General features: G+C 64.0%; 24 protein-coding genes. 14 read left to right on the top strand and 10 right to left on the bottom strand.

Annotated elements, in window-relative coordinates:
• Positions 1-460 (bottom strand): transposase (locus AC6CDK_RS13990; RefSeq protein ID WP_192906011.1); only part of this gene is annotated, 460 nt, incomplete at its 3' end.
• Between the two features lie 400 nt (positions 461-860).
• Between AC6CDK_RS13990 and AC6CDK_RS13985 the strand changes: the two genes are divergently transcribed.
• The 5 genes from AC6CDK_RS13985 (at position 861) to AC6CDK_RS13965 (ending at position 5981) form a co-directional block, all read left to right on the top strand.
• Complete coding sequence (locus AC6CDK_RS13985; RefSeq protein WP_192906012.1) at positions 861-2027, top strand: Fic family protein; 1167 nt, start codon at positions 861-863, stop codon at positions 2025-2027.
• A 121-nt stretch (positions 2028-2148) separates the two neighbouring features.
• A complete protein-coding gene (locus AC6CDK_RS13980; RefSeq protein ID WP_192906013.1) occupies positions 2149-3786 on the top strand; it encodes an ABC-F family ATP-binding cassette domain-containing protein in 1638 nt (545 codons plus the stop codon).
• A 248-nt stretch (positions 3787-4034) separates the two neighbouring features.
• On the top strand, positions 4035-4517 hold the full coding sequence (locus tag AC6CDK_RS13975) for a GreA/GreB family elongation factor (protein WP_039647240.1): 483 nt from the start codon (positions 4035-4037) through the stop codon (positions 4515-4517).
• A 20-nt stretch (positions 4518-4537) separates the two neighbouring features.
• On the top strand, positions 4538-4993 hold the full coding sequence (locus tag AC6CDK_RS13970; RefSeq protein WP_010940846.1) for a YaiI/YqxD family protein: 456 nt from the start codon (positions 4538-4540) through the stop codon (positions 4991-4993).
• Positions 4994-5249: 256 nt separating this feature from the next.
• Positions 5250-5981: a cupin domain-containing protein gene (locus tag AC6CDK_RS13965; protein WP_066358166.1), complete on the top strand. Its 732-nt coding sequence runs from the start codon at positions 5250-5252 to the stop codon at positions 5979-5981.
• 218 nt (positions 5982-6199) lie between these two features.
• On the opposite strand, the gene scpC is transcribed toward AC6CDK_RS13965, so the two are convergent.
• Positions 6200-7762 carry a succinyl-CoA:acetate CoA-transferase ScpC gene (scpC, locus tag AC6CDK_RS13960; protein WP_192906014.1) on the bottom strand — a complete coding sequence of 521 codons (1563 nt, stop codon included), beginning with the start codon at positions 7760-7762 and terminating at the stop codon, positions 6200-6202.
• 232 nt (positions 7763-7994) lie between these two features.
• Between scpC and AC6CDK_RS13955 the strand changes: the two genes are divergently transcribed.
• The 3 genes from AC6CDK_RS13955 to AC6CDK_RS13945 all read left to right on the top strand — a co-directional run bounded on the left by AC6CDK_RS13955 (position 7995) and on the right by AC6CDK_RS13945 (position 10771).
• Positions 7995-8606: a TetR/AcrR family transcriptional regulator gene (locus AC6CDK_RS13955; RefSeq protein WP_192906015.1), complete on the top strand. Its 612-nt coding sequence runs from the start codon at positions 7995-7997 to the stop codon at positions 8604-8606.
• Positions 8607-8712: 106 nt separating this feature from the next.
• Positions 8713-9237, top strand: coding sequence for a GNAT family N-acetyltransferase (locus AC6CDK_RS13950; protein ID WP_192906016.1), 525 nt, complete (start codon positions 8713-8715; stop codon positions 9235-9237).
• A gap of 130 nt (positions 9238-9367) precedes the next feature.
• Positions 9368-10771 (top strand): DUF4139 domain-containing protein, encoded by a 1404-nt coding sequence (locus tag AC6CDK_RS13945; protein ID WP_066358159.1) that lies wholly within the window; start codon positions 9368-9370, stop codon positions 10769-10771.
• A 143-nt stretch (positions 10772-10914) separates the two neighbouring features.
• On the opposite strand, the gene AC6CDK_RS13940 is transcribed toward AC6CDK_RS13945, so the two are convergent.
• The 3 genes from AC6CDK_RS13940 to AC6CDK_RS13930 form a co-directional block, all read right to left on the bottom strand.
• The gene (locus tag AC6CDK_RS13940; RefSeq protein WP_192906017.1) at positions 10915-12024 is read right to left on the bottom strand and encodes a hypothetical protein; all 1110 of its coding nucleotides are present in this window, start codon (positions 12022-12024) and stop codon (positions 10915-10917) included.
• 94 nt (positions 12025-12118) lie between these two features.
• Positions 12119-12823: a cytochrome c biogenesis ResB family protein gene (locus AC6CDK_RS13935; protein WP_039647225.1), complete on the bottom strand. Its 705-nt coding sequence runs from the start codon at positions 12821-12823 to the stop codon at positions 12119-12121.
• Between the two features lie 18 nt (positions 12824-12841).
• Positions 12842-13561 carry a cytochrome c biogenesis protein gene (locus tag AC6CDK_RS13930; protein ID WP_039647223.1) on the bottom strand — a complete coding sequence of 240 codons (720 nt, stop codon included), beginning with the start codon at positions 13559-13561 and terminating at the stop codon, positions 12842-12844.
• Between the two features lie 128 nt (positions 13562-13689).
• Between AC6CDK_RS13930 and AC6CDK_RS13925 the strand changes: the two genes are divergently transcribed.
• The 6 genes from AC6CDK_RS13925 to AC6CDK_RS13900 all read left to right on the top strand — a co-directional run bounded on the left by AC6CDK_RS13925 (position 13690) and on the right by AC6CDK_RS13900 (position 19857).
• Complete coding sequence (locus AC6CDK_RS13925; RefSeq protein WP_192906018.1) at positions 13690-14934, top strand: MFS transporter; 1245 nt, start codon at positions 13690-13692, stop codon at positions 14932-14934.
• An 89-nt stretch (positions 14935-15023) separates the two neighbouring features.
• Entirely contained in the window at positions 15024-16040 is a 1017-nt protein-coding gene (locus AC6CDK_RS13920) for a hypothetical protein (protein ID WP_039647220.1), read from the top strand.
• Between the two features lie 137 nt (positions 16041-16177).
• A complete protein-coding gene (locus AC6CDK_RS13915) occupies positions 16178-17797 on the top strand; it encodes a thiolase family protein (RefSeq protein WP_192906019.1) in 1620 nt (539 codons plus the stop codon).
• 92 nt (positions 17798-17889) lie between these two features.
• A complete protein-coding gene (hemH, locus tag AC6CDK_RS13910; protein WP_192906020.1) occupies positions 17890-18852 on the top strand; it encodes a ferrochelatase in 963 nt (320 codons plus the stop codon).
• 4 nt (positions 18853-18856) lie between these two features.
• A complete protein-coding gene (locus AC6CDK_RS13905; RefSeq protein ID WP_226048566.1) occupies positions 18857-19030 on the top strand; it encodes a hypothetical protein in 174 nt (57 codons plus the stop codon).
• A gap of 8 nt (positions 19031-19038) precedes the next feature.
• Positions 19039-19857, top strand: a complete 819-nt coding sequence (locus AC6CDK_RS13900; RefSeq protein WP_039647211.1) for an AAA family ATPase — start codon at positions 19039-19041, stop codon at positions 19855-19857.
• 37 nt (positions 19858-19894) lie between these two features.
• On the opposite strand, the gene AC6CDK_RS13895 is transcribed toward AC6CDK_RS13900, so the two are convergent.
• From AC6CDK_RS13895 to AC6CDK_RS13875, 5 genes are all read right to left on the bottom strand, one after another.
• On the bottom strand, positions 19895-20740 hold the full coding sequence (locus AC6CDK_RS13895; RefSeq protein ID WP_039647209.1) for an energy-coupling factor ABC transporter ATP-binding protein: 846 nt from the start codon (positions 20738-20740) through the stop codon (positions 19895-19897).
• A complete protein-coding gene (gene cbiQ, locus AC6CDK_RS13890) occupies positions 20737-21477 on the bottom strand; it encodes a cobalt ECF transporter T component CbiQ (RefSeq protein ID WP_039648416.1) in 741 nt (246 codons plus the stop codon). The genes AC6CDK_RS13895 and cbiQ overlap by 4 nt, the downstream gene beginning before the upstream one ends.
• Positions 21477-21806 carry an energy-coupling factor ABC transporter substrate-binding protein gene (locus AC6CDK_RS13885; RefSeq protein ID WP_066358151.1) on the bottom strand — a complete coding sequence of 110 codons (330 nt, stop codon included), beginning with the start codon at positions 21804-21806 and terminating at the stop codon, positions 21477-21479. The genes cbiQ and AC6CDK_RS13885 overlap by 1 nt, the downstream gene beginning before the upstream one ends.
• Positions 21803-22474, bottom strand: coding sequence for an energy-coupling factor ABC transporter permease (locus tag AC6CDK_RS13880; RefSeq protein WP_192906021.1), 672 nt, complete (start codon positions 22472-22474; stop codon positions 21803-21805). Before AC6CDK_RS13880 ends, AC6CDK_RS13885 begins: the two co-directional genes overlap by 4 nt.
• Before the next feature lie 53 nt (positions 22475-22527).
• A partial coding sequence (locus AC6CDK_RS13875) for a carbohydrate porin (protein ID WP_192905688.1) occupies positions 22528-23011 on the bottom strand: 484 nt, incomplete at its 5' end.

Here is a 23011-nt window from a genome sequence, read left to right as displayed (position 1 = left end):
CCTGGACGGTGGTATCGACGTTAACCCGCTCCAGATGCCTTTCGGTCATGTACTCTTTGCTCTTTGCCGTCTCGATCGTTACCTGGAGCAGCTTGTCCATTCCCTTCGGACCGATCCGCTTGCGCCACTTCACCAGGGTGGTCGGGGCGAGGGGAAAATCGTGCTGGAAGAACTCGAAGCCGCAAAAGTACTGCCAGTAGCCGTTCTCCACGAAATGGTCAACGACTGCCTCGTCGCTCACATTGTAAGCGTGCTTGAGGTAGTGCAGCCCGACGAGAAGGCGAATCGGCAAGCCGGGACGACCGAAGTTTTCGGTGTACAGGGGGCCGAATTCTCTGTCAAAGACCGACCAGTCGATAGCGTTCGCCAGGCGATACAGGGGATGTTGCCGATTGAGGATCTGATCCAGCCGAGCACGGAACAGATCGCCTTGGTCACTCCCTCTTGATTTTGGTTGCATAAAATCACCGTGTTTTGTGGGGTCACATTCAATTTCCGGTGATTTTATCACTCAATAAGTGCGGTTAATATCAATAAGTTCAGCAGGTTATACTTTTTCAGGCACGACTACTATCGCTGCTTCTCGGTCTTGATTGTTGGAATTCGGCGGGGAGTTCGGAGTTCTGGGGACATCCATACTCAATTCGCAAGGCGGCCAGTCGGCCGCCTTTACTGTTCCTGCCAATAACCTCGTACAAACAATTCAGCTAGCAAACGAAAATCATGTTTCGTTACATAAGCCTCTTGCCTAATAAACGATGCTGCCGTATAGTTTGTTAGCGCGTTGAGCTATGAAGCTATCGTTACGTAGCAACCGCGCCTAAGAAACGAAAACCCTCCAAACATTATGAGGTGTCCCCATGTTTACGGAAGTATCGCCGCGCGGCGGCAGGCTGGTGGTACAGCAAAAAGGTGCAGAAGGGTACAGCGCTTTTGTGCCACATCCGCTACCGCCCAATCCACCGCTGCAGATCGACGACGAAATGGGATGGCTGATGGAGCGGGCCAACCGTGCCCTGGGCCGGCTGGACGGCTGTACCTATACCCTTCCCAACCCTGACCTGTTCCTCTACATGTACGTGCGCAAGGAGGCGGTGCTAAGTTCTCAGATCGAGGGGACGCAGGCGTCATTGGACGATCTTCTGGAGTACGAAGGAGAGATTGAGGGTAAGAGCTCACCGGACGATATCAATGAGGTGTTCAATTATGTGGATGCCATGAATTACGGCCTGGAGCGGTTGCAAGAGCTGCCCCTGAGTCTGCGGCTGATCAAAGAGATTCATGCCCGGCTGATGACCGGCATCAGGGGGGGGCACAAGAGTCCTGGCGAGTTCCGGACATCCCAGAACTGGATCGGTGGCACAAGGCCGGGTAATGCCGCCTTCGTGCCGCCGCCGGCCAATGAAGTAGTTACCTGTCTGGGCGACTTGGAGAAATTTCTGCACGATGAGGCAGTTCCGCCGCTGCTCAAGGCTGGCCTGGCCCATGCCCAGTTTGAGACCATCCACCCGTTTCTGGACGGCAACGGCAGAATGGGGCGGCTGTTGATAGCCTTTATTCTCTGCCATGATCAGGTACTGGAAAAGCCACTGCTCTACTTGAGTCTCTTTTTCAAAAAGCACCGCCAGGAGTACTACGAGCGGCTCAACGCGGTCCGGCGAGACGGCGACTGGGAGGGGTGGATCAAGTACTACCTGCAGGGGGTATACGAGATATCGAAACAGGCGACCGATGCCGCCAAAGCGATCATGGACCTGATGGCGCGGGACAGACAGAAGGTGACCGGCCTGGGCAAAGCAGCACCAACAGCGTTGGCTCTTCTGGAGATGCTCTATCGCAAGCCCTACGTCACCATTCCGTACGTGGCGCGGGAACTCAGAATCAGCTCCCCGGCAGCAGGTAAGGCAGTGAACAATCTTGCGGCACTCGGCATTCTGACCGAGGTGAGCGGCAAGAAGCGCGATCGGGTGTTCCTGCACGAATCCTACCTGTCCATCATCCGGGAAGGGACTGAGCTATACCGGTAGGTGAAAGAAAAAAAGGTAGTCATTGCCCGGCCAAGGCATAGTATGCTATAGCTAAAGTGCACCTGAACCGCAGGGAGACCCCCTGCGGTTTTCTTTTGGCAGCAGAAAGAGAGAGTTCATCATGATCAGTACCAGCAACATCAGTCTTGCCTACGGCAAGCGGGTCATCTTCAAGGACGTGAACATCAAGTTTGTGCCCGGCAACTGCTACGGCCTGATCGGCGCCAATGGCGCCGGCAAGTCCACCTTCCTCAAGATTCTGGCGGGGCTGTCCGAGCCCGATTCCGGCACGGTCAGCGTCGGCCCGCGCGAGCGGATTTCCTTTCTGAAGCAGGACCAGTTCGCCTTTGACGAGCACACGGTCTTCAACACCGTCATCATGGGCAATCCCCGGCTGTACGAGGTGATGCACGAGCGCGAGGCGATCTACGCCAAGGCCGAGTTCACCGAGGAGGACGGCATCCGCTCCGCCGAGCTGGAGGCCGAGTTCGCCGAGATGGACGGCTACGAGGCGGAGTCCGAGGCGGCGGTGCTGCTGAACGGCCTGGGAATCCCGGAAGAGCTGCGCCACAAGCAGATGAAGGAGCTGGAGGGGGGCGAGAAGGTGCGGGTGCTGCTGGCCCAGGCGCTGTTCGGCAACCCGGATGTGCTGCTGTTGGACGAGCCCACCAACCACCTGGACCTGAAGACCATCACCTGGCTGGAGGATTTCCTGGCCCGGTTCAATAACACGGTGATCGTGGTCTCCCACGACCGGCATTTCCTCAACCAGGTCTGCACCCATGTGGCGGACATCGACTTCGGCCGCATCCAGGTCTATGTGGGCAACTACGATTTCTGGTACCAGGCCAGCCAGCTGACCCTGAAGCAGAAGCAGGACGAGAGCCGGAAAATCGCCGACAAGGCGGCCGAGCTGAAGGAGTTCATCCAGCGCTTCAGCTCCAACGCCTCCAAGGCCAAGCAGGCCACCTCCCGCAAGAAGCTGCTGGAGAAGCTGACCGTGGAGGAGATGCCGGTGTCGTCCCGCAAGTACCCCTACGTGGTTTTCAAGCCGGAGCGCCCCTGCGGCGACGTCATCCTGGAGATCAGCGGCCTCTCCAAGGAGATCGACGGGGTCCAGGTGTTCAAGGACCTGGACCTGATCGTGGGCAAAGGGGACAAGATCGCCTTTGTGGGCGCCAACAGCCTGGCCAAGACCACCCTGTTCCAGATCCTGGCCGGCGAGCTGGAGCCGGACGCGGGCACGTTCCGCTGGGGGGTGACCATCACCAGCGCCTACTTCCCCAAGGAGAACGGCAGCTATTTTGACAATGACCTGAACCTGATCGAGTGGCTGGGCCAGTTTGCTCCGCCGACGGAAGGGGAGAGCTTTGCCCGGGGATTCCTCGGTAGGATGCTCTTCTCCGGCGACGAGGCCACCAAGAAGGCCTCGGTCCTTTCCGGCGGCGAGCGGGTCCGCTGCATGCTGGCGCGGATGATGCTGCTGGGCGCCAATGCCCTGGTGCTGGACGAGCCCACCAACCACCTGGACCTGGAGTCGATCACCGCCCTGAACAACGGCCTGATCGCTTTCAGCGAGGTGGTGCTCTTTGCCTCCCACGACCACGAGTTCGTCAACACCCTGGCCAACCGGATCGTGGAGTTCACCCCCGGCGGGATCATTGACCGGAAGATGACCTTCGACGACTACCTGGAGAGCGCCGAGGTGGCCGAGGAACGGGACCGGCTCTGCCAGGGGCACTGCGACCTGACGCTCTAGCAGGTTGTTGAACAACAGCCGGCTCGCCGCCGTCCTCGAAAGCCGCCTTGTGCGGCGTAGCGTTGCTACTCCTCTGCGGGGCTTTCTGTGGGTGCGACGATCTGACTATGTTTGAACAGCCTGAGTTTTCAAAAGCCTCCGAGGCGGATCCAGGGGGAATTCAAACGGCGGCCAACCACCCGGCAAACTCCCCGGTTGGCCGCCAAGCCGCTGCTTGACGGTACATCTTTCCGCGGAACACACTGCATATGACCAAACAGCACCTCGTTGCCACGATTATTGCCCGGCTAGAGGCCGATCTGGCCCTGTTCACCGCTGCGGCCCTCCATGCCCATGCCGCTGCTACCCATGAAGAGTGTCAGCCGGACAACAAGTACGATACCACTGCGCTGGAGGCATCCTATGTCGCCCAGGGCCAGGCCAACCGGGCACAGGAGATCCGCCAGAGCCTGGAGGCGTACCGCTCGCTGGAACTGCAGGAGTTCGACGCCGGTGCGCCGGTGCGCTTGAGCGCCCTGGTGACTCTGGAGGACGAGGCGGGCAGGACGCGGCGGCTGTTCATCGGCCCCCAGGCCGGCGGGATGAAGCTGGCCGACCCGGCGGGCGAGATTGTGGTCATTACCCCTGCTTCTCCCCTGGGGAACAGGCTGCTCGGTCTTGCGGCGGGCGATGAAGTGCAGGGGGTAGACGCCGGCAAGGGGAAGCTTTACACCATCGTGGCTGTTACCTGAGAAGAATCGTTGGGAGCAGTATGAAGATCTGGATCGATGCCGATGCCTGCCCGCGGGCAGTGAAAGAAATCCTCTTCCGGGCCTCGACCCGGCTGCGGGTGCCGCTCTGCCTGGTGGCCAACAGGAGCCTCGCCAAGCATGCCGGCCCGCTGGTGGAGAGCGTGGTGGTGGCCGATGGCTTCGACGTGGCAGACGATTACATCGCTGAGCACGCCGCCCCGACCGACCTGGTGGTCACCGCCGACGTGCCGCTGGCCGCCCGGATCGTGGCCAAGGGGGGCGTGGCGCTCGACCCGCGCGGCGAGCTGTACAGCGAGGAGTCCATCGGCGAGCGGCTGGCCATGCGCGATCTGCTGAGCGAGCTGCGCGACACCGGCATGATCCAGGGGGGCGGCCCGGCGCCGTTCAGCATGAGCGACCGCAACCGCTTTGCGTCGGCCCTGGACAGCCTGCTGCATCGCATGCTCAGACGCTAGTCTGTTGCCACGTCTCAGGGGATTCACAATTCCATGCTTCATTCACAAGGCGGCCGAAGGGCCGCCGTTGTTGTTTTCGGACGGAGGGGGGCGTGCACAGGGCCTCAAGGGGGCAGCCAGGCTCCAACTGTTCGGGAATGCAGAGGACAGGCGTACGACTGCTTGAGCAGGTTTTGCAAAAGTATGGCATGATGCGTTCGGTCGTACCGCGATTACACTACAACCGTTTCTGCCGCCCAGAGAGGAGGACGTTTCCATGTACCAAGAACCGGCGCCGGGGCTCTACCGGCACTACAAGGGGGGTGAGTACCGGGTGGTCGGCACGGCCCGCCACAGCGAGACGGACGAGCCCATGGTGGTCTACCGGTGCCTCTACGACAACGATTCCCTCTGGGTACGGCCGCTGGCGATGTTCCTGGGAACGGTGGCCGTGGACGGCACCGAACTTCCCCGCTTCAGCCTCGTGGCCCGCGACCGCGCCGGCGGACCGGTAGCCACGGAGCTGATTGCCGGCCTCGGCCTGGAGCGCCATCCGGAGGGTGGCTGGTACCGGGAAACCTACCGGGCGGCCGGGACCATTCCCGGCACGCTTCTGCCGGGACAGGTCGGCGGCGAGCGCTCCTTTTCGACCGCCATCTACTTTTTGCTGGAGCGGGGCGATATCTCGGCCCTGCACCGGATCAGGTCCGACGAATTGTGGCACTTCCATGCCGGGGCGCCCCTGATCGTGCATGTGATCACCCCGGCGGGCAGCAGCTATGCCCTGACGTTGGGGAGCGATCCGGCGGCAGGGGAAGCGTTTCAGGCGGTGGTGCCGGCGGGGTGCTGGTTCGGCGCCGAGACCACGGGCGATTATTCCCTGGTGGGGTGCACCGTGGCCCCTGGTTTCGATTTTGCCGATTTCGAGATGGGGAACCGCGTCGATCTGCTCGGCCGATTCCCGGCCCATGCCGACATCATCCGGCGGCTGACCAGGGACGGGGACTGAAGGGGCAGCGAAATTCCGGGCACGGCATCGAGAACCAAAGGGGGGGAGGTGGAGTGCTCTTCGCGGAAGCCGCCGCGAGGGAAACCTGAGGCACGCTCCACATCTCCGGCACGTTCTTTCGAAGCCCTCGGCAACCGGCCCGCCGTTTTCTGCCACCGTGATACGCAAACGGCGGCCCGGGGGCCGCCGTTGTCACATCCATATCTGCTTTCAGCCAACTAGATATCCCAGCTATCAATCTTCATTGTTCCGTTCTTGGCCAGGTTCACCTGCATCTTGAACACCCGGTCCAGCAACTGGGGCTCATGCCCCGCCTTGCGGGCCATGCAGTCCCTGGTGGCCATCTCCAGGTACTCGGTGAGGAGGGGCTTGTAGTCCGGGTGGGCGCACTTGGCGATGATCTCGCGGGCGCGGTCCTTGGGTGCCAGGCCCCGCAGATCGGCCAGGCCCTGCTCGGTGACCAGCACGTCAAGGTCGTGCTCGGTATGGTCCACGTGCGGGACGTGGGGCACGACGCAGGTGATGCCCGTGGGGTCGGTCTTGGTGGGGCGCGCCGACGGGGTGTGCATGATGGAGAGGTAGGCGTTGCGCAGGAAGTCGCCGGAGCCGCCGATGCCGTTGATCATGCGCGTGCCGCCGACCAGGGTGGAGTTGGCGTGGGCGTAGATGTCGAACTCCACGGGGGTGTTCATGGCAATGCATCCCAGTCGCCGGATCGGCTCCGGGTGGTTGGCGATGGAAAGGGGGCGCATGATGACCTTGTCGCTGTACTTGTCCCAGTCGCCGTAGAAGCGCTTGAAGCCGTCCACGGAGAAGGAGAGGGAGACGGTGGAGGCGAAATCGAGCTTGCCGGAGTCGAAGAGGTCAAGCATGGTGTCCTGCAGTACCTCGGTCCAGACCCGCAGGCCCGAGAAGGGGCCCTTGGCCAGACCGCCGATGACGGCGTTGGCAATGGAGCCGACGCCGGACTGGAGCGGCAGCAGGTTCTTGGGGAGGCGCCCCGCCTTCACCTCGGCCTGGAAGAAGTCCAGGATGTTGTTGGCAATGGCCTCGGAGGTGTCGTCCTGCTCGGCAAAGGCGCGGCCGTTGTCCGGATGGGTGGACTCGACGATGGCGACGATCTTGTCGGTATCGACGCGGACGTAGGGGGAGCCGGCCCGGTCATCCACCCGGCTGATGAGGTAGGGGAGCCGGTTGGGGGGGCTGACGGGTTCGATGATGTCGTGCAGACCTTCATAGTTGGGGATGGCGGTGTTGATCTCGATGATGATCTTGTCGGCAATCTGGACGATCTCGGGCACGGCGCCGCAGGAGGCGGTCAGCACCAGGCCGCCGTTCTCGGTGATGGCGGAGCACTCGATGATGGCCAGATCCAGCCGGCCGCCGTTCTCCTTGGTGTAGAAGCCGTACCCCAGATCCTGGGCGAACATGGAGAGGTGGCGGTCACCCATGCGGATGCGGCCGGAGTTGATGCCGGCCTGGATGTTCTTGCCGGTCTGGTAGGGCCAGCGGCGGTCGATCATGTCCAGGGAGGCCCAGCGGTCTTCCGTCTCGACGCCCACGGAGGCGCCGATGAAGAGGTTGAAGCGCAGCTTTCCCTGCAGCCCGTTCTTCTCCACATGGTCCGCCAGTGCGATGGGTACCGCCTTGGGGTAGCCGGCGGGGGTGAAGCCCGACCAGCCCAGGTTCATGCCGTCCTGGAAGAGGGGGATGACCTCTTCTACCGTCCTGATCCGCTCATGGAGATTCGTTTTCCTGATCCTTCTGTGCAATTCCGACACGGTTCCCTTCCTCCTCACCCTGCATTGTGTTGTCCGTGGCGCCGCGTCGGCGGTGCCGCCGGTGAACGCAGTCGCCCGACAAGATCGAACGTTCGTTCGATCGCATCATAGCAACAGCATTATCGAGGGTGCAACAATATTCGGTAGACGGTATGTATGGTTGGATTGGGTTTGGCTTTCGGCTGCGGCTTTGATACTCTTTGTTCCTGATAATGGAAGGGGGCGGAACGGAATGACCAGAGCGGACTGTCGCAGCAGGCTGATGGAGGTGGCAACGGAGCTCTTCGCCCAGAAGGGGTTCTACGGCGTCAGCATCCGGGAGCTCGCCCAGGCCGCCGGCGCCAGCATCTCCATGATTTCCTACCACTTCGGCGGCAAGGAGGGGCTCTACGCGGCGGTTCTCCAGGAGCAGTTCGCCTGCTTCGGCCAGTTGGACGACATCCGGGGCCAGGCGGGGGATCCCCTGGCGGTCATGGCGGCCTACCTCCGCTGGACCATCCAGCGCCACCGGAACAATCCCCAACTCCTCCGCTTCTACACCAGTGAGCTCACCAACCCAACCCCCTGCTTCGCCGCCATCGTTTCCCCCGCCATCGCCTCCGTGATCCGCCTGCTGGCGGAGAGCATCGAGGCGGGGATGGCGCGCGGCCTCTTCCGCCGGGACCTCCACGCCGTGAACAGCGCCTTGGCCCTGGCGGGGATGGTCAACTACTTCTTCCTCAGCACCCTGGCCACGGAGGAGCTCACCAGCCACTCCCCGGACCAGGACGAGGAACTGATCCGCCAGTACGTTGCCATCTTTACCCGGGGGATCATGGCCGACGGCGGGGCCGCGCCGGCATAGACCCGCCGCCGTCACTGCCGTGTCATCCGGCACCCGGCCCGCCCTCGCTGTTTTGAATGCCGGGACAAGGCCGCCGCAAAGCGTAGCGGCGAGTAAAAGGATAGAAATGAAGATTCAGAAACCGGCCGGCGAGGCCCGTCCCAAGATTTACGCGCTTCTGCGCAGCTCCTTTCCCGGCAGCGATTACGAAGCCGCGCTGGTGCAGAAGCTCCACGAAAACGACAGGTTCATCCACGAATGGGCCTGCATCATCGGCGGCAAGGTCATCGCCTACATCGCCTTTACCAATGCCTACCATGGCCGCGACGTCTGCGGCCTGCACCTGGCCCCCATGGCCGTGGCCCCGGAATTCCAGGGACGCGGGGTGGGGCTGGAGCTGCTCAGGTTCGCCCTGCGCCAGGAGGCCATCAACAGCCAGACCCTCTTCGTTCTGGGCGAACCCGCCTATTACGGCCGGTTCGGCTTCGAACCGTGCAGCACGCCCATCTGTCCCTTTGACAAGAACAACGAGCACTTCCTGAGCATGCGCAACACGGCCACCAACAGTTTCGTGGTGGGTTATGAGCCCGAATTTACCACCGTCGCACCGTCGACCGGTACTCCCAAAAGCAAGAAACGGGGGAAACGGTGAGCGTTAGGATTGGTAGCTTTGGGGTCCCGCAGTTGTCTGACCTGAATCAAAAGAAAGCCATGCGGCTGCCCTTTTTGTGGTATACCTACCAGGTGCGGCCCTGCCGCCAGTTCTCCGGGCGAGGTAAGTCATGAAACCACACCGTATTGCCGTCCTGTTCGCGGCCCTTTCCCTTGCCGTTCCGTGCGCAGCCGCTCCCGTCGTCTCCACCGGAGCCGACCAGCGCGGGGTTTCTCTCACCATCTACAACCAGAACCTGGGTCTCGTGAAGGATCGGCGTGAGATCAGGCTCCCCAAGGGGAGCGGCGAGCTCCGCTTCATGGACGTGGCTGCCCAGGTGATTCCCTCCAGCGTTTCCATGGCTGCGCCTGAGGGCGACGGAATCCGGGTCCTGGAGCAGAACTACGAGTATGATCTCCTGTCCCCCCAGAAGCTCATGGACAAATATGTGGGGCGGGAGGTGAAGCTCTACCAGAAGAATCCCACCACCGAGCGGGAAGAAGTGGTCGCGGCCACGCTTCTCTCCACCACGGGGGGGCCGGTCTTCCGGATCGGCGACGAGATTACTTTTGGCCACCCGGGGCGAATCATCTTTCCCGGCGTTCCCGACGATCTCATTGCCCGGCCGACCCTGGTCTGGCTCCTGGAGAGCGGCCGGGAGGCGGCGCGGCAGGTGGAGGCCACCTACCTGACCAACGGCATCACCTGGCGGGCCGATTACGTGGTGACCCTGGCCGAGAAGGACGACCGGGCCGATCTGGCCGGCTGGGTCACCATTGACAACCGCAGCGGCGCCACCTACCGGAATGCCGCCCTGAAGCTCGTGGCCGGCGACATCAACCGGGTGCGGGAGGACGAAGGGCGTGCCAAGATGATGCGGGCCGAGGCCATGGCCGCCGCACCCGCCTTCCGGGAGGAGAGTTTCTTCGAATACCATCTCTACACTCTCCAGCGCCCTTCCACCATCAAGGACAACCAGACCAAGCAGATCAGCCTCGTCACGGCTGCGGGGATTCCGGTCCGCAAGGAATTCCTCCTGCGGGGCGAAAGCTACTTTTTCCACGGCCCGGCCGGCGAGCCCCGGAAGGAAAAGGTGGCGGTCTACACCGAGTTCGGCAACCGGCGGGAAAGCGGGCTCGGCATGCCGCTCCCCCGGGGGGTGGTGCGGGTCTACAAGCGTGATGGGGACGGGAGCCTTCAGTTCGTGGGCGAGGACAGCATCGACCACACCCCGGAGAAGGAAACGGTGCGGGTGAAACTGGGCGACGCCTTCGACGTGGTGGCTGAGCGGCGCCAGACCGAATGGCGCAAGACGGCGTCCGACACCTATGAGGCTGCCTTTGAGGTCACGCTGCGCAACCACAAGGCTGAGGATATAACCGTTCGGGTTGTGGAACCGGTGCCGGGGGACTGGCGGATTCTCACCTCGTCGCTCACGCCGGCCGGCGGGGATGCCCGGGCCGCCGAGTTCCTGGTGCCGGTGCCGAAGGATGGGGAGACAAAACTCGTCTACCGGGTGAGGATGCGGTACTGATCCGGTTGAACCGGGGAGGGGTAAACGGGAACGGGGCGTCGGAATTCAGCATTCCGGCGCCCCGTTTTTCGTGGTGCCCTGTTTCGAAAGCATGTCGTCCAGTGTTTCGATCGGCTAGTCCCGGGAACGGGCCACTCGAAACACTAGCGGCACTGGACCGGGTCGAATTCCGCGTCATAGACCCCGGCGCACTTCATGATGCCGCTGTTGGCGATCCTCCCACCCGCCAGCCGGGTGTTTGCGACGCGGGTGGTGGTGGCGGTGTCGTTGAAGATGGAAAAGAGGGTGGCGGTGATGACCGACCCCTCCACGGTGGCGCTGCCGGAGGACGTGGTGTACACGCCGTTGCCGGCAGAGATGGCGGCGTTCCTGATCACGGGGGAGGAGTGGATGTTGAAGATCCCGAAGCCCGCGTCGCCCCCGTGAGCCGTTACGGTTACCGAGTCGAGAAGCGGTTCCGCCATCAGGTTGTAGATGCCGAAGGTCCCCTTCCCCCCCTGCACGGTGACGCTCACGTTTCTGATCCGGGGTGCGCTGCTGCCGTTGAAGATGCCCACGATATTCCCCTCGGTACCGGTCGCATCGATGGATAGGCCGCGCAGTTCGGCCCGGGATGCGCCGGCCACCACGCCGGCGTCGGCGGCGCTTCCCCTGAGCCGGGTGGCGAACTCGCCGGAACCCTCCACGTCCACATACTCTTTCATGACCATGGTGGCGATCCCCAGGTCGTAGACCCCCGGCATGATCTTCACCAGATAGGGCTTCTCGGCGGACGCATCGGTAATGGCATTGAGCGCGTCGATGGGGCTGACGTAGTCGCCGCCCGTGGGGGCCACCACGACCAGGGTGGCCGGTTTTTTCGGCAGGAACTCGTGGGTGTGGTCGCCGGCGGCAACGGTGCCCGGCCCGGTTCCCACCGGAAGCCGCGCGGCATCGATGGTTCCCTGGACGATGTCCGTTGCGTCATGGCCGTGCGGCCCGATTTTCCAGCCGGCGATGGGGCCGCGTATCTTGCCGTCGGTCACGGCGCCGTCGGCGATTTTCGGAGTGGTGACGGCGCCGAAGCCGAGCTTGGCGTCGGTGACGGCGCCGTCCACGATCTTGCTGTTGGTGATGGAGTTGGGAGCGATTGCGCTATAGGTGACCGAACCCTCGGCAAGACCGCCTACCGCAGGGCCGCCGTCTGCGTGAGCGGCTGATGAGGCCGCCAGGATCGCAAGCGCGACGACGGTTCGAGTCAATGGTCTGGGCATGGACGACTCCTCGGGTGCAGCCGATGCATTTTATCCGCAAAAATGAGAGGTTTCATACTAACACATCGGCGCGGCGATGCAAGAGGAAGTCTCGTCAGCGGCGTTCCCGTCGGAGCGCAAGGAGCATGCCGTTGCCTGCCGTGAAGAGGAGGGCGCCGGCCAGGGCCCAGCCGGCCCCTGGCTCCCGGTGGATTTCCATGACGGCCACGGGGAAGGGGTACTCCTCCGCGTGCTTGAGATAGACGCCGAACCCGCCGTGAAAGAACGGATGGTTGGGGCTCACCGTTCCTTCCTCCACCCGGCTGCCGGTCACGGCGCGCACCTGGGCGCGATAGTCGGTCGGCATCCCCATGGGGCCCGTGGCCACCGAAATGGGCCCCACATGGAGGGTACTCCCGTCCGGGAACCCGATGGAGGAGCCCTGGTAGACCTGCATGGCCTCCTTGGCTCCCCCCGTGGCGCTCAGCAGGTGAGCCAGGACGATGAGCAGGAAACCCAGGTGCATGAGTTGCGGGGCCACCAGCGCCGGCAGGGTGCTTTTGCCGAGCCTCAGCCGGATTGCCTCGATGCTGCAGAGGATGGTGTTGATGGTGAGAAGCGTCAGGAGCGCCAGGGTCCCCCAGAGCCACCAGGAGGCGGCGAGGGGGGCACGGGTGAGCCAGACGGAGAGGGGCATGGCGTTCAGGGCCGCTGCCTCTTCGCCGCCGAAGGAGCCGACGGCCAGAAGCACCATGACTCCCCCCATGAGCCAGAGGCCCAGGGAGAGGGAAGCGAGGGATTGATAGGTTCTGGTTAGCATGGCGTGGCGCGGTCCCCTTTAAAAGCTGTGCGAACTTTTCATGAGCATGCTCACCCCCAGGTAGGTGAAGAGCATCACCCCGAAGCCGAGGATGCCGGTCCAGGCCAGGAACCGGTCTCCGCCGGCTCCTCTCAGGCGCAGATGGAGCCAGAAGGTATAGAAGATCCAGAGGATGGAGGTCCAGAGCTCCTTGGGCGTCCAGAGCCAGTAGGTCCCCCAGGCATAGTATCCCCAGATGCCGCCGGCAACCATGGAGCCGGAAAAGAAGGAGTATCCCACGAGGGCCGCCCGGTACTGGAGATCCAGGAGCCGCCGCTCTCCGCCGGCCAGGAAGAGGACGCCCATGATGGCCCCGATGGTGAAGAGCGCATAGGCGAAGAAGGCCAGCGCCACGTGCAGCTCGAACCAGAGGGTGTTGAGTATCGGCGGCAGCGGCATGGCGAGGGCGGGAAATGCCAGGGAGAACAGCGCGAAAACCGCTGCGGTTCCCCCCGTTGCCCAGGGGAAGGCGGAAGAGTTCCGCAGCGAGGGCGAAAAGAGGAACGGGAGCGCCATGAGCCCGATGGAGGCGGAAAAGAAGGCAATGGTGTCGTGGGGGCCCACCAGGGGCAACCGGCCCAGGGAGATGCCGCGGATGGCCAGATAGGCGAGCCCCGCGCCGAGACCCAGTGCAAAGAGGGGGCGTCGGAACGAACCGAAGAGATAGAGTGCCGCTGAGGCAACAAGGAGCCATTTCATGGCCAACGGCTATAGCACATCCCTCGGGAGAAGGGAAGGGGCGCCGTGGATAAGGGCTTGTGTCGCGGCTCCATCCGGGATAGTCTCGCGGGAGGGAACGCACTGATGCTCTTCAGGATGCGCATGCCATGACGAAACGTTGGCGGATATTTGCCGTATTTGCGGTCATGTACCTGGTCGCCTATTTCTACCGGGTATCCATGGCGGTCATTGCCCGCGACCTGGCAGCCGATCTCGCCCTGGACGCCTCCCGGATCGGGATGCTCTCGGGGGCGCTCTTCTACGCCTTCGCCCTGGCCCAGATACCGCTCGGACCGCTGCTGGACCGTTTCGGCGGCCGCATCGTGGTGAGCCTTGCCGGGCTCGTTACGGTGGCGGGCTCCTTTACCTTTGCCCTGGCCCCGGGCTACGGCGCCCTGCTCGGGGGGCGCATCCTCATCGGCATGGGCACCGCCTGCGTCCTGATGGGTGCGCTCAAGGTGTTCACCACCTGGTTCTCCTCCCGGGAGTATGCCACCATCTCGGGCCTGATCATTGCCGTGGGGAACGTGGGGAATCTCTGCGCCACGGCCCCCCTGGCCCTGGCGGTCTCCCTGGGGGGGTGGCGCCCCCCCTTCCTGGTGGTGGGCGCCCTTCAACTGGGGCTTACCCTGCTCCTCTTCCGGGTCGTGCGGGATCGGCCGGCAGCCGGCGAGGGGGTGGAGGAAGAGCCGCTTCTGGCCGCGACCCACCGGCCGGTGGGGGCACTGGCGGGGTGGGGCCTCGTGTTCTCTCGTCCCTCTTTCTGGCTCCTGGCCCTCCTTTCGTTTTTCTGGTACGCCGGCTACATGGCTCTCCAGGGACTCTGGGGCGGGCCGTGGCTCATGGAGGTGATGGGCCTCTCGCGCGGGGGCGCCGGCAACCTGCTCTTGCTTACCTCGGTCGGGTTCATGACCGGCTGCCTCTTCATCGGCCAGGTGACCGACCGGCTGCTCAAGTCCCGCAAATGGACCCTCGTGGCGGGGCAGAGCCTTCTGCTGCTTCTGCTTCTGGTTCTGACCCTCGGCCCGGCGGAGCAGGTGCCCCGCGGGCTTCTCGCCGTCTTCTTCTTTGCAGCGGGGCTGGCGGTATCATCGGGCGTGGCCATCTACCCCATGATCCGGGAGATGTTTCCCAGCACCCTGTCGGCAACGGCCACCACGGCTCTCAATTTCTTCGTCCTGACCGGCGCGGCCGTAGTACAGCAAGTGATGGGGCTCATCATCGGGCGTTTCCCGCGCGGGCCGGCGGGCTATCCGGCCGAGGCCTACCATGCAGCCTTCCTGGTGCCGGTGACGGGGCTGGCCGTGGCCGTAACCCTGTTCCTCTTCGCCCGCGACACCTCGCCCCGGTGAAAGGGGTGGTCATAGCCGGGAGCATCTGCTATAAATCGAACGGACGATACCGACCGGACCGTGATATGAATGCATCAGGGAGGAGATCGATGAGCCGGATCAGACAGTGGTTTTTCGTGGCGCTGGTGGCACTGGTGGCTGCCGGGTGTGCCCACAATCCCTTCAATATTCCCCGTGAGGACTACGAGCAGCGGGTCAAGGTTCTCGGCGTGGCGCCCATCTTCATGGACGCCGATTCGGATATCCGTCATCCGGAGCGGGATACGCTGGTGACGCTGGTGCGGGAATACAACCGGGTGAACGAGAAGGAACTCGTCAACATGCTCCGGGAGTCCGGCGCCTACTTCATGGTGCGCCCCATCGAGGCCGCCGCTCCTGACGAGCTGTTCCGCTCGCTTCTTTTCCGGTCCGAGCGCCGGGACGACGCCGGGGTGGTCTATAACAAACACTTCTATAAGCCCGAGGAAATCAGGACCCTGGTGACCCAGAACAGTGTCGATGCGGTGCTCCTGGTGGTGGTGAGCGGTCTCACCATGCGGGACCGCACCTTTGCCAGCAACCTGGTGAAGTATCTGGACACCGATTACAACGTTCTCACCATGACCGCCCAGGTGCTGGACGCCAACGGCACGGCTCTCTGGGAGTATCCCAATTTCCGGGTCGGCAGCCCGTCCACTCCGGTGCTGGCGGAACTTCAATATCCCGACTTCGACCAGGCAGCGGCCAACATGGATGAGCGGGTCGAGGTCAAGTTCAAGACCATTCCGGGCATTACCCGCTACCTGGGGAAGAAGGAAAAGGACCTTCTCTTCCGCGAGCGCAAGGCCACGGCCCCCTACTACCACCTCTTCGACGACATGGTGGGGCTGCTCAAGCCGCCCATGGACCTGTTCAACAGGAAGGACAAGAAGGATGCCTCGCCCGCGGCTGCTGCCCCGCCGCCCGTACAGACGGTCCGGCCGGTTGAGCGGCCCGTATCGCAGCCCGTTGCCGCGCCGGTTCAGGCAGCCTCCCCTCAATCCGCACCGGCCCCGGAGCCGGTGGTGGCGGTCCCGGAACCCGCACCGATCCGGGAAGTGCCCCTGGATGGAAGCGGCGCGCGCTAGCGCTCCGTCCGGATACTCCGCAAAAGGCCCGCGCCGTCACTGGCGCGGGCCTTTTGCATTTCGGTTGCCCCGGCAGGAACATCGTTTACAATAAGGGCACGATCACACCATTCCCCGGCGGGAGAAACGGAGTTCCCATGCGACATATCCCCTTCAGCCCGAGGCCGGTCTACGTGGCCGCATCCTGGATGGCGCCGGTGGGGCGCTACGATGGCAGACACCGTGACCGGCTTTCGTTCCTGGAGCTGGCAGAGCTGGCCGGGGCGGTTTTCGAAGGATGCCCCGTGCGGCCGCGCGACATCGAGGCCGTGGTGGTCGGCTCCCAGAGCCCGGTCGCCTTTTCCGGGGTCGACAATACCGCGGCCAAGATCGCAGGAGTGGTGGGCGTCTCCGGCGCCAAGTCGGTGCTGATCGACACCGCATCCTCGTCGGGAGCCTCGGCCTTCGAGAACGCCTGCCTCCAGATCGCCTCGGGCCGCTGCGACCACGTGCTCGCCATCGGCATCCAGAAGATGAGCGATGCCCCCACCGCCGAGGCGACCCGCATCGTGGCCGGAGTCATCGACCGGGACGAGGCCGAGTTCGGTCTGACCATGCCCGCCTGCGGAGCCCTGGTGGCCCGCGCCCTGATGGAGCGGTACGGGCTTTCGTTCGAGGAATGGACCGCCTTTTCAGCCCTGCTGACTCAGCGGGCCCACCGCTATGCGGCCCTGAATCCCGACGCCCACCTGAACGCGGAGATCCCCCTGGAGGAGTACTACCGCCAGATCGTCACCGGCAAGAACTATCCCTACTGGTGGCCCCTGCGCTACCACGACTTCTGCCCCATGTCCGACGGGGTGGCCGCCGTGGTCCTCACCAGCGATCCTCAGGACGTGATGGTGTCCGGGGTGGGAAGCGCCACCGACATCCCCACCATTGCCGACCGCAACTACTTCCACTCCTTCCCCGCCACCGTCTCCGCCGCGGCCGAGGCGTACGGCATGGCCGGGATCAGGGACATCCGGCAGTTTGCCGGCAAGATCCACGTGAACATGCATGACCCCTTCAACGGCTTCGGCCCCATCAACCTGGTGGACCTGGGCTTCGTTCCCCGGGGGCGCCTCCTGGATGCCCTGCTGGATGACGGCTATACCGGCGAGAACGGCCTGTTCCCCACCAACCTCACCGGTGGACTCAAGGGGCGGGGGCACCCCCTCGGCGCCACCGGCATGATCCAGGTGGTGGAGAATCACCGCATGATCAGGGAGGGGCGTTTTAGGGCCGGTCTTTCCCACTCCATCGGCGGCCCCATCAACAACAACATCGTCATTCTGCTGGAACGGAGCGACCACTACAGGCAGCGGCCCCACGAACCGTTCAAGCCCTGGGGGCTCCCCTCCCTGGGGCACCTCAAGCCCCGGCAGGTGACGGTCGAAAGCCTCCTGGCTGCCACCGGGTCGGCCGAGGGGACTTTCGTCAGCGGCACCGTGCGCTTCCACTTCAAGACGGGCGAGCCCGAACTGATCATCCTGATCGTTGCCTGCCGTGCGGCCGATGGGCGCCAGTATCGCTTTCTGTTCGGCATTGGCGGCGAAAATCACGAGAGCTTCATCGCCCTGGCGCCGGGAGACCGGGTCAGGCTGGAGCGGAGCGAGGGGCATATCCTCGTCAACCGGATGCCGGTCAGGAAGTTCTACCAGCGGACCATGGACGGCTTGGTGGATCTGGCCTCCAGCGGGTGGAAGGTCCTCACGGGGAAGGGACTGGGGGGGTAGGCGCTCCGTTTCCGCCTTGACCGCGGTCGTTCATTAGGGTATCAGGGAGGACAGATGCGGATGTCACGAAATCGTCCGTGCCAGAGGTGACCATGTCCGACAAAGCCGCTGTCCTGCTCCTCCAGATGGGAGGCCCCGACTCCCTCGACGCCGTGGAGCCGTTCCTGCTGAATCTTTTCTCCGACCGGGACATCATCCGGATCGGTCCCGCCTTTCTCCAGCCGTTCATTGCCCGGCTCATCGCCAAGCGGCGCTCGCCGAGCGTGGAACGCAAGTATGAGGAGATCGGCGGCAAATCACCCATCCGAGAGCTGACCGAGAGCCAAGCCCGGGCACTGGAAGAGGTGCTGGGGGACGGGTATCGCTGCTTCGTGGCCATGCGCTACTGGAAGCCCTCAACCATGGAGGCGCTGGCGGCCATCAGGCGGGAGGGGATTTCGCGGGTGATCGCGCTTTCCCTCTACCCCCACTACTCCCGCGCCACCACCGGGTCGAGCGTGAACGAGCTGAAGCGGGTGCTGTCTCAATCGGGCGTGCAGTTCCAGATGACGTACGTGGACCGGTTCTTCGACCACCCCCTCTACATCGACGCCCTGGCTGAGAAAGTCCAGGAGGGGCTTGACGACTTCCACCCCCTGGCCGAGGTGCAGATCCTGTTCTCGGCCCACTCGCTCCCCCAATCCTTCATCGACGAGGGCGACCCCTACCTGGACCACATCCGGGAGACGGTACGTCTCGTCATGGAGCGGTTCGAGGGGGTCACCCACCACCTGGCCTTCCAGTCCCGGGCGGGGCCGGTCAAGTGGCTGGAGCCCTCAACCGACGAGATGCTTGAGCACCTGGCGGCCCATCAGGTGAAAAACCTGCTCATCGTTCCGCTTTCCTTTGTCTCGGACCATATCGAAACCCTTCACGAGATCGACATCGAGTATGCCCAGGAGGCGCACAAGCTGGGCTATTCCCGGTTCCGGCGGAGCCCTTCCCTCAACGCGTCGCCCACGTTTATCTCCTGTCTGGCGGATCTGGTGCGAAAGGCGACGGAAGACCATGGATGAAGCAATGAAAACCTGCACGGTTTGCGGTGAGTCATTCGCTCCGGGCGCACAGCAGTCTCCGTACGAGGAGGCTGGCGAATGGCTTGCGGCCGAACTCTGGAACGATGCCGGCTCCCTCTGCTCCCTCTGCCTGGAGAACCGGGCCAAACTTGCCATGATGTACGTTATTGACAGGTGAACACACCCATGGAACAGACAACGATCGACGGCATATCCCTTTCGCTCGCCGGCCCCGTGGAATTGACGCTGCGCTGGGTCGGTCAGGATGAACTCCTGAAACAACTGCTCGCCGCCTGGATGGTGATCGACGAGAAGGACATCCCCTTCAATCCACGCCTGATCGGCAAGCCGGGGGTGGGAAAAACCACGCTGGCCTATGCGGCCGCCCGGCGCCTGGGCCGGCCGGTGTACCTCTTTCAGGCAACCATGGACACCCGGCCCGAAGACCTGATCATCACGCCGGTCATCGGCCCCGACGGGAAGATCCAGTATGCCGCGTCCTCCCTGGTGTCGGCCATGCTCAAGGGCGGGGTTCTCATCCTCGACGAGGGAAACCGCATGAGCGAGAAGGCATGGGCGTCGCTGGCCCCGCTGCTCGACGACCGGCGCTACGTGGAGTCGATCGTCACCGGCCTGCGGGTGCCGGCCCACCGGGATTTCCGGATCGTGGTGACCATGAACGAGGATTCCTCGACCTTCGAAGTTCCCGAATACATCCATTCGCGCCTCCAGCCCCAGATATTCATCGACTTCCCCGAGGCCGACGAGGAACTCCTGATCCTCAAGGAAAACCTTCCCTTCGCTCCGAGCCGCATCCTTGCGTATGTCGTCGATTTTCTCCAGCGCGCCCACGCGGCAGACGAACTCTACTCGGTCAGGGACGGCATCAATATCGCCCGCTATGCCCTCAAGATGGTGGCCGCAACCGAGCGGGACCCGGTGGAACTGCTCCCCCTCGCCGTGGAACGTGTCCTTGGGGATGAGGCGTTGCGCTACCTGAAATAACACCGGTGCGGCAAGAATGGGTGCGACCCCGTGGAGATCATTCCTCCAGCATCCGCGCCAGTTCGGCACAGGAGCGGGGCGCCGGCCCTCCGGACGGCAGCACGTTTCGCTTGATCAGCAGGGGATGGAGCAGGGCCACCTGGGGGACGCCCAGGCCGTGCTGCTCCAGCAGTCCCGTCTGCTGCGGGAAGTGGTCCACGTCAAACCGGGTCATCAACCGGCCGTTGTCCAGCAGGCAGGCCTCGTCGGCCCAGGCACAGGCCAGGTCCAGGTCGTGAGTGGCCATGACAATGGTCATCCCCCCGGCGTGCAGCCGGGCCAGCACCTCCAGCAACTCGCCCTGCATCCGCAGATCCAGCCCGGCGGTCGGCTCGTCCAAGAGCATCACTTGGGGTTCCATGGCCAGGACCCCGGCGATGCAGACCCGTTTCTTCTGACCGTAGCTCAGGTTGTGCACCGGCTTGTCAGCGCAGCCGGTCATGCCCACCGCTTCCAGTGCCCGCTCCACCCGCTTCCGGACTTCGTGCCTCGCCAGCCCCAGGTTCATGGGGCCGAATGAGACATCTTCCCGCACGCTGGCGGAAAAGAGCTGGCTGTCCGGGTTCTGGAATACCAGCCCCACCCGGGAGCGCAGCTCCCGCAGCCCCGTGCGGTCGTAGTCCAGAGGCGAGCCGTCGAACAGCACCTGGCCGCGGCAGGGGCGCAGGATGCCGTTGCAGTGCAGAAACAGGGTGGTCTTGCCGGCGCCGTTGGGGCCCAGCAGCACGGTGCGGCTGCCGCGCCGGAACGGCAGGGAGCAGTCGTCCAGTCCCGGACTGGCGTCCGGATAGCGGAAGCTGACATTCCTCAGTTCCAGAATCGGTTCCGGTGTAGGCTGTCTCATATGGTCACCACCGCCAGCACGATTAGCCCGCCGCCCCCCAGGGCCGCGGTGGCCAGGCTGGCGCGGCTGTGGGGATACTCCGGCTCCAGAAAACGCAAGGGGCCATCGCTGGTGCGGGCCAGGGCCCCGTGGTGCAGGGCAAGGGAGCGCTGCCAGACCTGCATCGTCAGGTTGGCCGCCAGGATGCCCAGGGAGCGGAGGGTCCGCCGCGGCCCGGCGTGCCCCAGGCGGGCCGCCTGGGCCGTGTGCATGTCGTGCATTGCCTCGGACAGGACGAACAGCATCCGGTAGCAGAGGGTCATCAGGTCCAGCAGTACCTCCGGGGTTTTCAGACGACGCAGCAGGGCGATGATGTCGTTCATCGGCGTGGTCAGGGCCAGGAAGAGCAGGGCAGCCAGCCCTCCCAGGGAGCGGGTGCAGACCAGGGCCGCGTGGGGCAGCTCCGCCGGGACCAGGGACAGGACAATCCCGGACGGACCGCCCGGGCGCAGGGACACGAGCAGGGTCAGGGCGCTGGTCGCGAGGAAGAGCAGGGCCGGGGCAGCCACCCGCAGGTAGCTCTTCAGCGGCATGCCGGTCCCGACCAGGGTGGTCGCAACCAGCGCCACTGCCGGCACAGCGGCGGCAGGGCCCGTTGCCATGAACACTGCCGTCAGCCCGCACAGGGAGAAGAGCCCCTTGGCGGCGGGGTCGACCCGCCGCCAGCGATTGGTGTAGGCATATCGCTCCAGGAGCATCATGCCCGTTTATCCTGTTCCTGCCGCAGTCGGGTACGGGTGGCGGCGCTGCCGTACCAGTAACCGATAAAGCCCGCCCCCAGAGCCGCCTGGAGGACGAAGAGCAGCGATTCTATCTCGCCGCTTGGCGGTTCCAGCAGCGGTTCAGCCCACGGCTGGTAATCAGGAACAATTTTTCCAATCATATCCTCTGCCTGGCCATCGGCTCCGGTAAAGATTTCCACGGTCTTGCCATCGGGTCCCGGTTTCGGTGCCCTCACCAACAACAGCGGCAGAACAACCAGGATAACCACCAGGGCCAGCAGGATGAGATTCTGAAACCGTTTCATGCCCGCACCTCCTCGACCACCTTCAGGGCCTGCAACTCCCGGGGGTTGAAGCGGGCCAGGGCATTGAAGACGATCACCGTCAGCAGCCCCTCGCTGATGGCCAGGGGGATCTGGGTCACGGCGAAGATGCCGGCGAACTTGACGAAGGAGGCGGCGAATCCGCCTGCCGGGTCGGGAAAGGCCAGGGCCAGTTGCACCGAGGTGGTGACATAGGTCAGGATGTCCCCCAGGGCCGCTGCCAGGAAAATGCCCACGCCAAAGGGGAGGCGTGCCGCCCGGGCGAGGCGGTAGACGGCAAAGGCGGTAAAGGGGCCCACAATGGCCATGGAGAAGATGTTGGCCCCCAGGGTGGTGAGGCCGCCGTGGGCCAGCAGCAGGGCCTGGAACAGCAGCACCACGCCGCCGATGGGGGCCATGGCCGCTGGCCCGAACAGCACGGCTCCCAGGCCGGTGCCGGTGGGGTGGGAGCAACTGCCAGTGACCGAGGGCATCTTGAGGGCCGACAGCACAAAGGTGAAGGCCGTGGCCACCCCCAGCAGCATGCGTTGCTCCGGGTTCTCCTTGATCCGTTTGTTGACGGTGCGCAGCCCGTAGGCCACGAAGGGGGCCGAGGCAATGCTCCAGCCAACGGCGTGTTTGACCGGCAGAAATCCTTCCATGATGTGCATGACGTGTCTCCTTGTAAGTGGTGTGTTCGCTGGTGGTGCCCGATCCTCGTCGTCTAGAAACTGATCAGCGAGCGCAGACCCAGGGCCACCACGTCATCCCTGCTGCTGTCCCCCAGGGGATCGATCAGGTACTGAACCACAGGCGCGATGCCGATCTGCTCGTTCACCTGGACCTTGTAGTAGAGCTCCGCCAGCTTCTCCCGGGTGTCCGCGCCCACGGCCTTCACCTGCCCGTAGGCAACGCCGAGGACGTCGTCCTTGCGCTCGGGCAGCAGCCCGGCGTACTGACCGCCGGCGCTCCAGGCCGTCGTCGTGGCGTAGACGTCCCCGTCACGCCGGCCGTAGCGCACGAACAGGGTCAGTTTGTCGGTCACCTGCTGGTCGGCGCTGATCCCGAACCCGAAGGCGTTTTTCTCCTGCAGCTTCACCTCCCCATCGGCACGCGCCCCGTCCAGGCTGCCATAGACGCGGTAGGTCCCTTCCAGTTCGCCGACCTTGATGGTGTAGTCCAGCTCGGCTATGCCGTAGCCGTGTGAG

It is taken from the genome of Geobacter sp. PheSNFMC (assembly GCF_059620965.1).
This window is presented reverse-complemented; position numbering and strand designations above follow the sequence as displayed.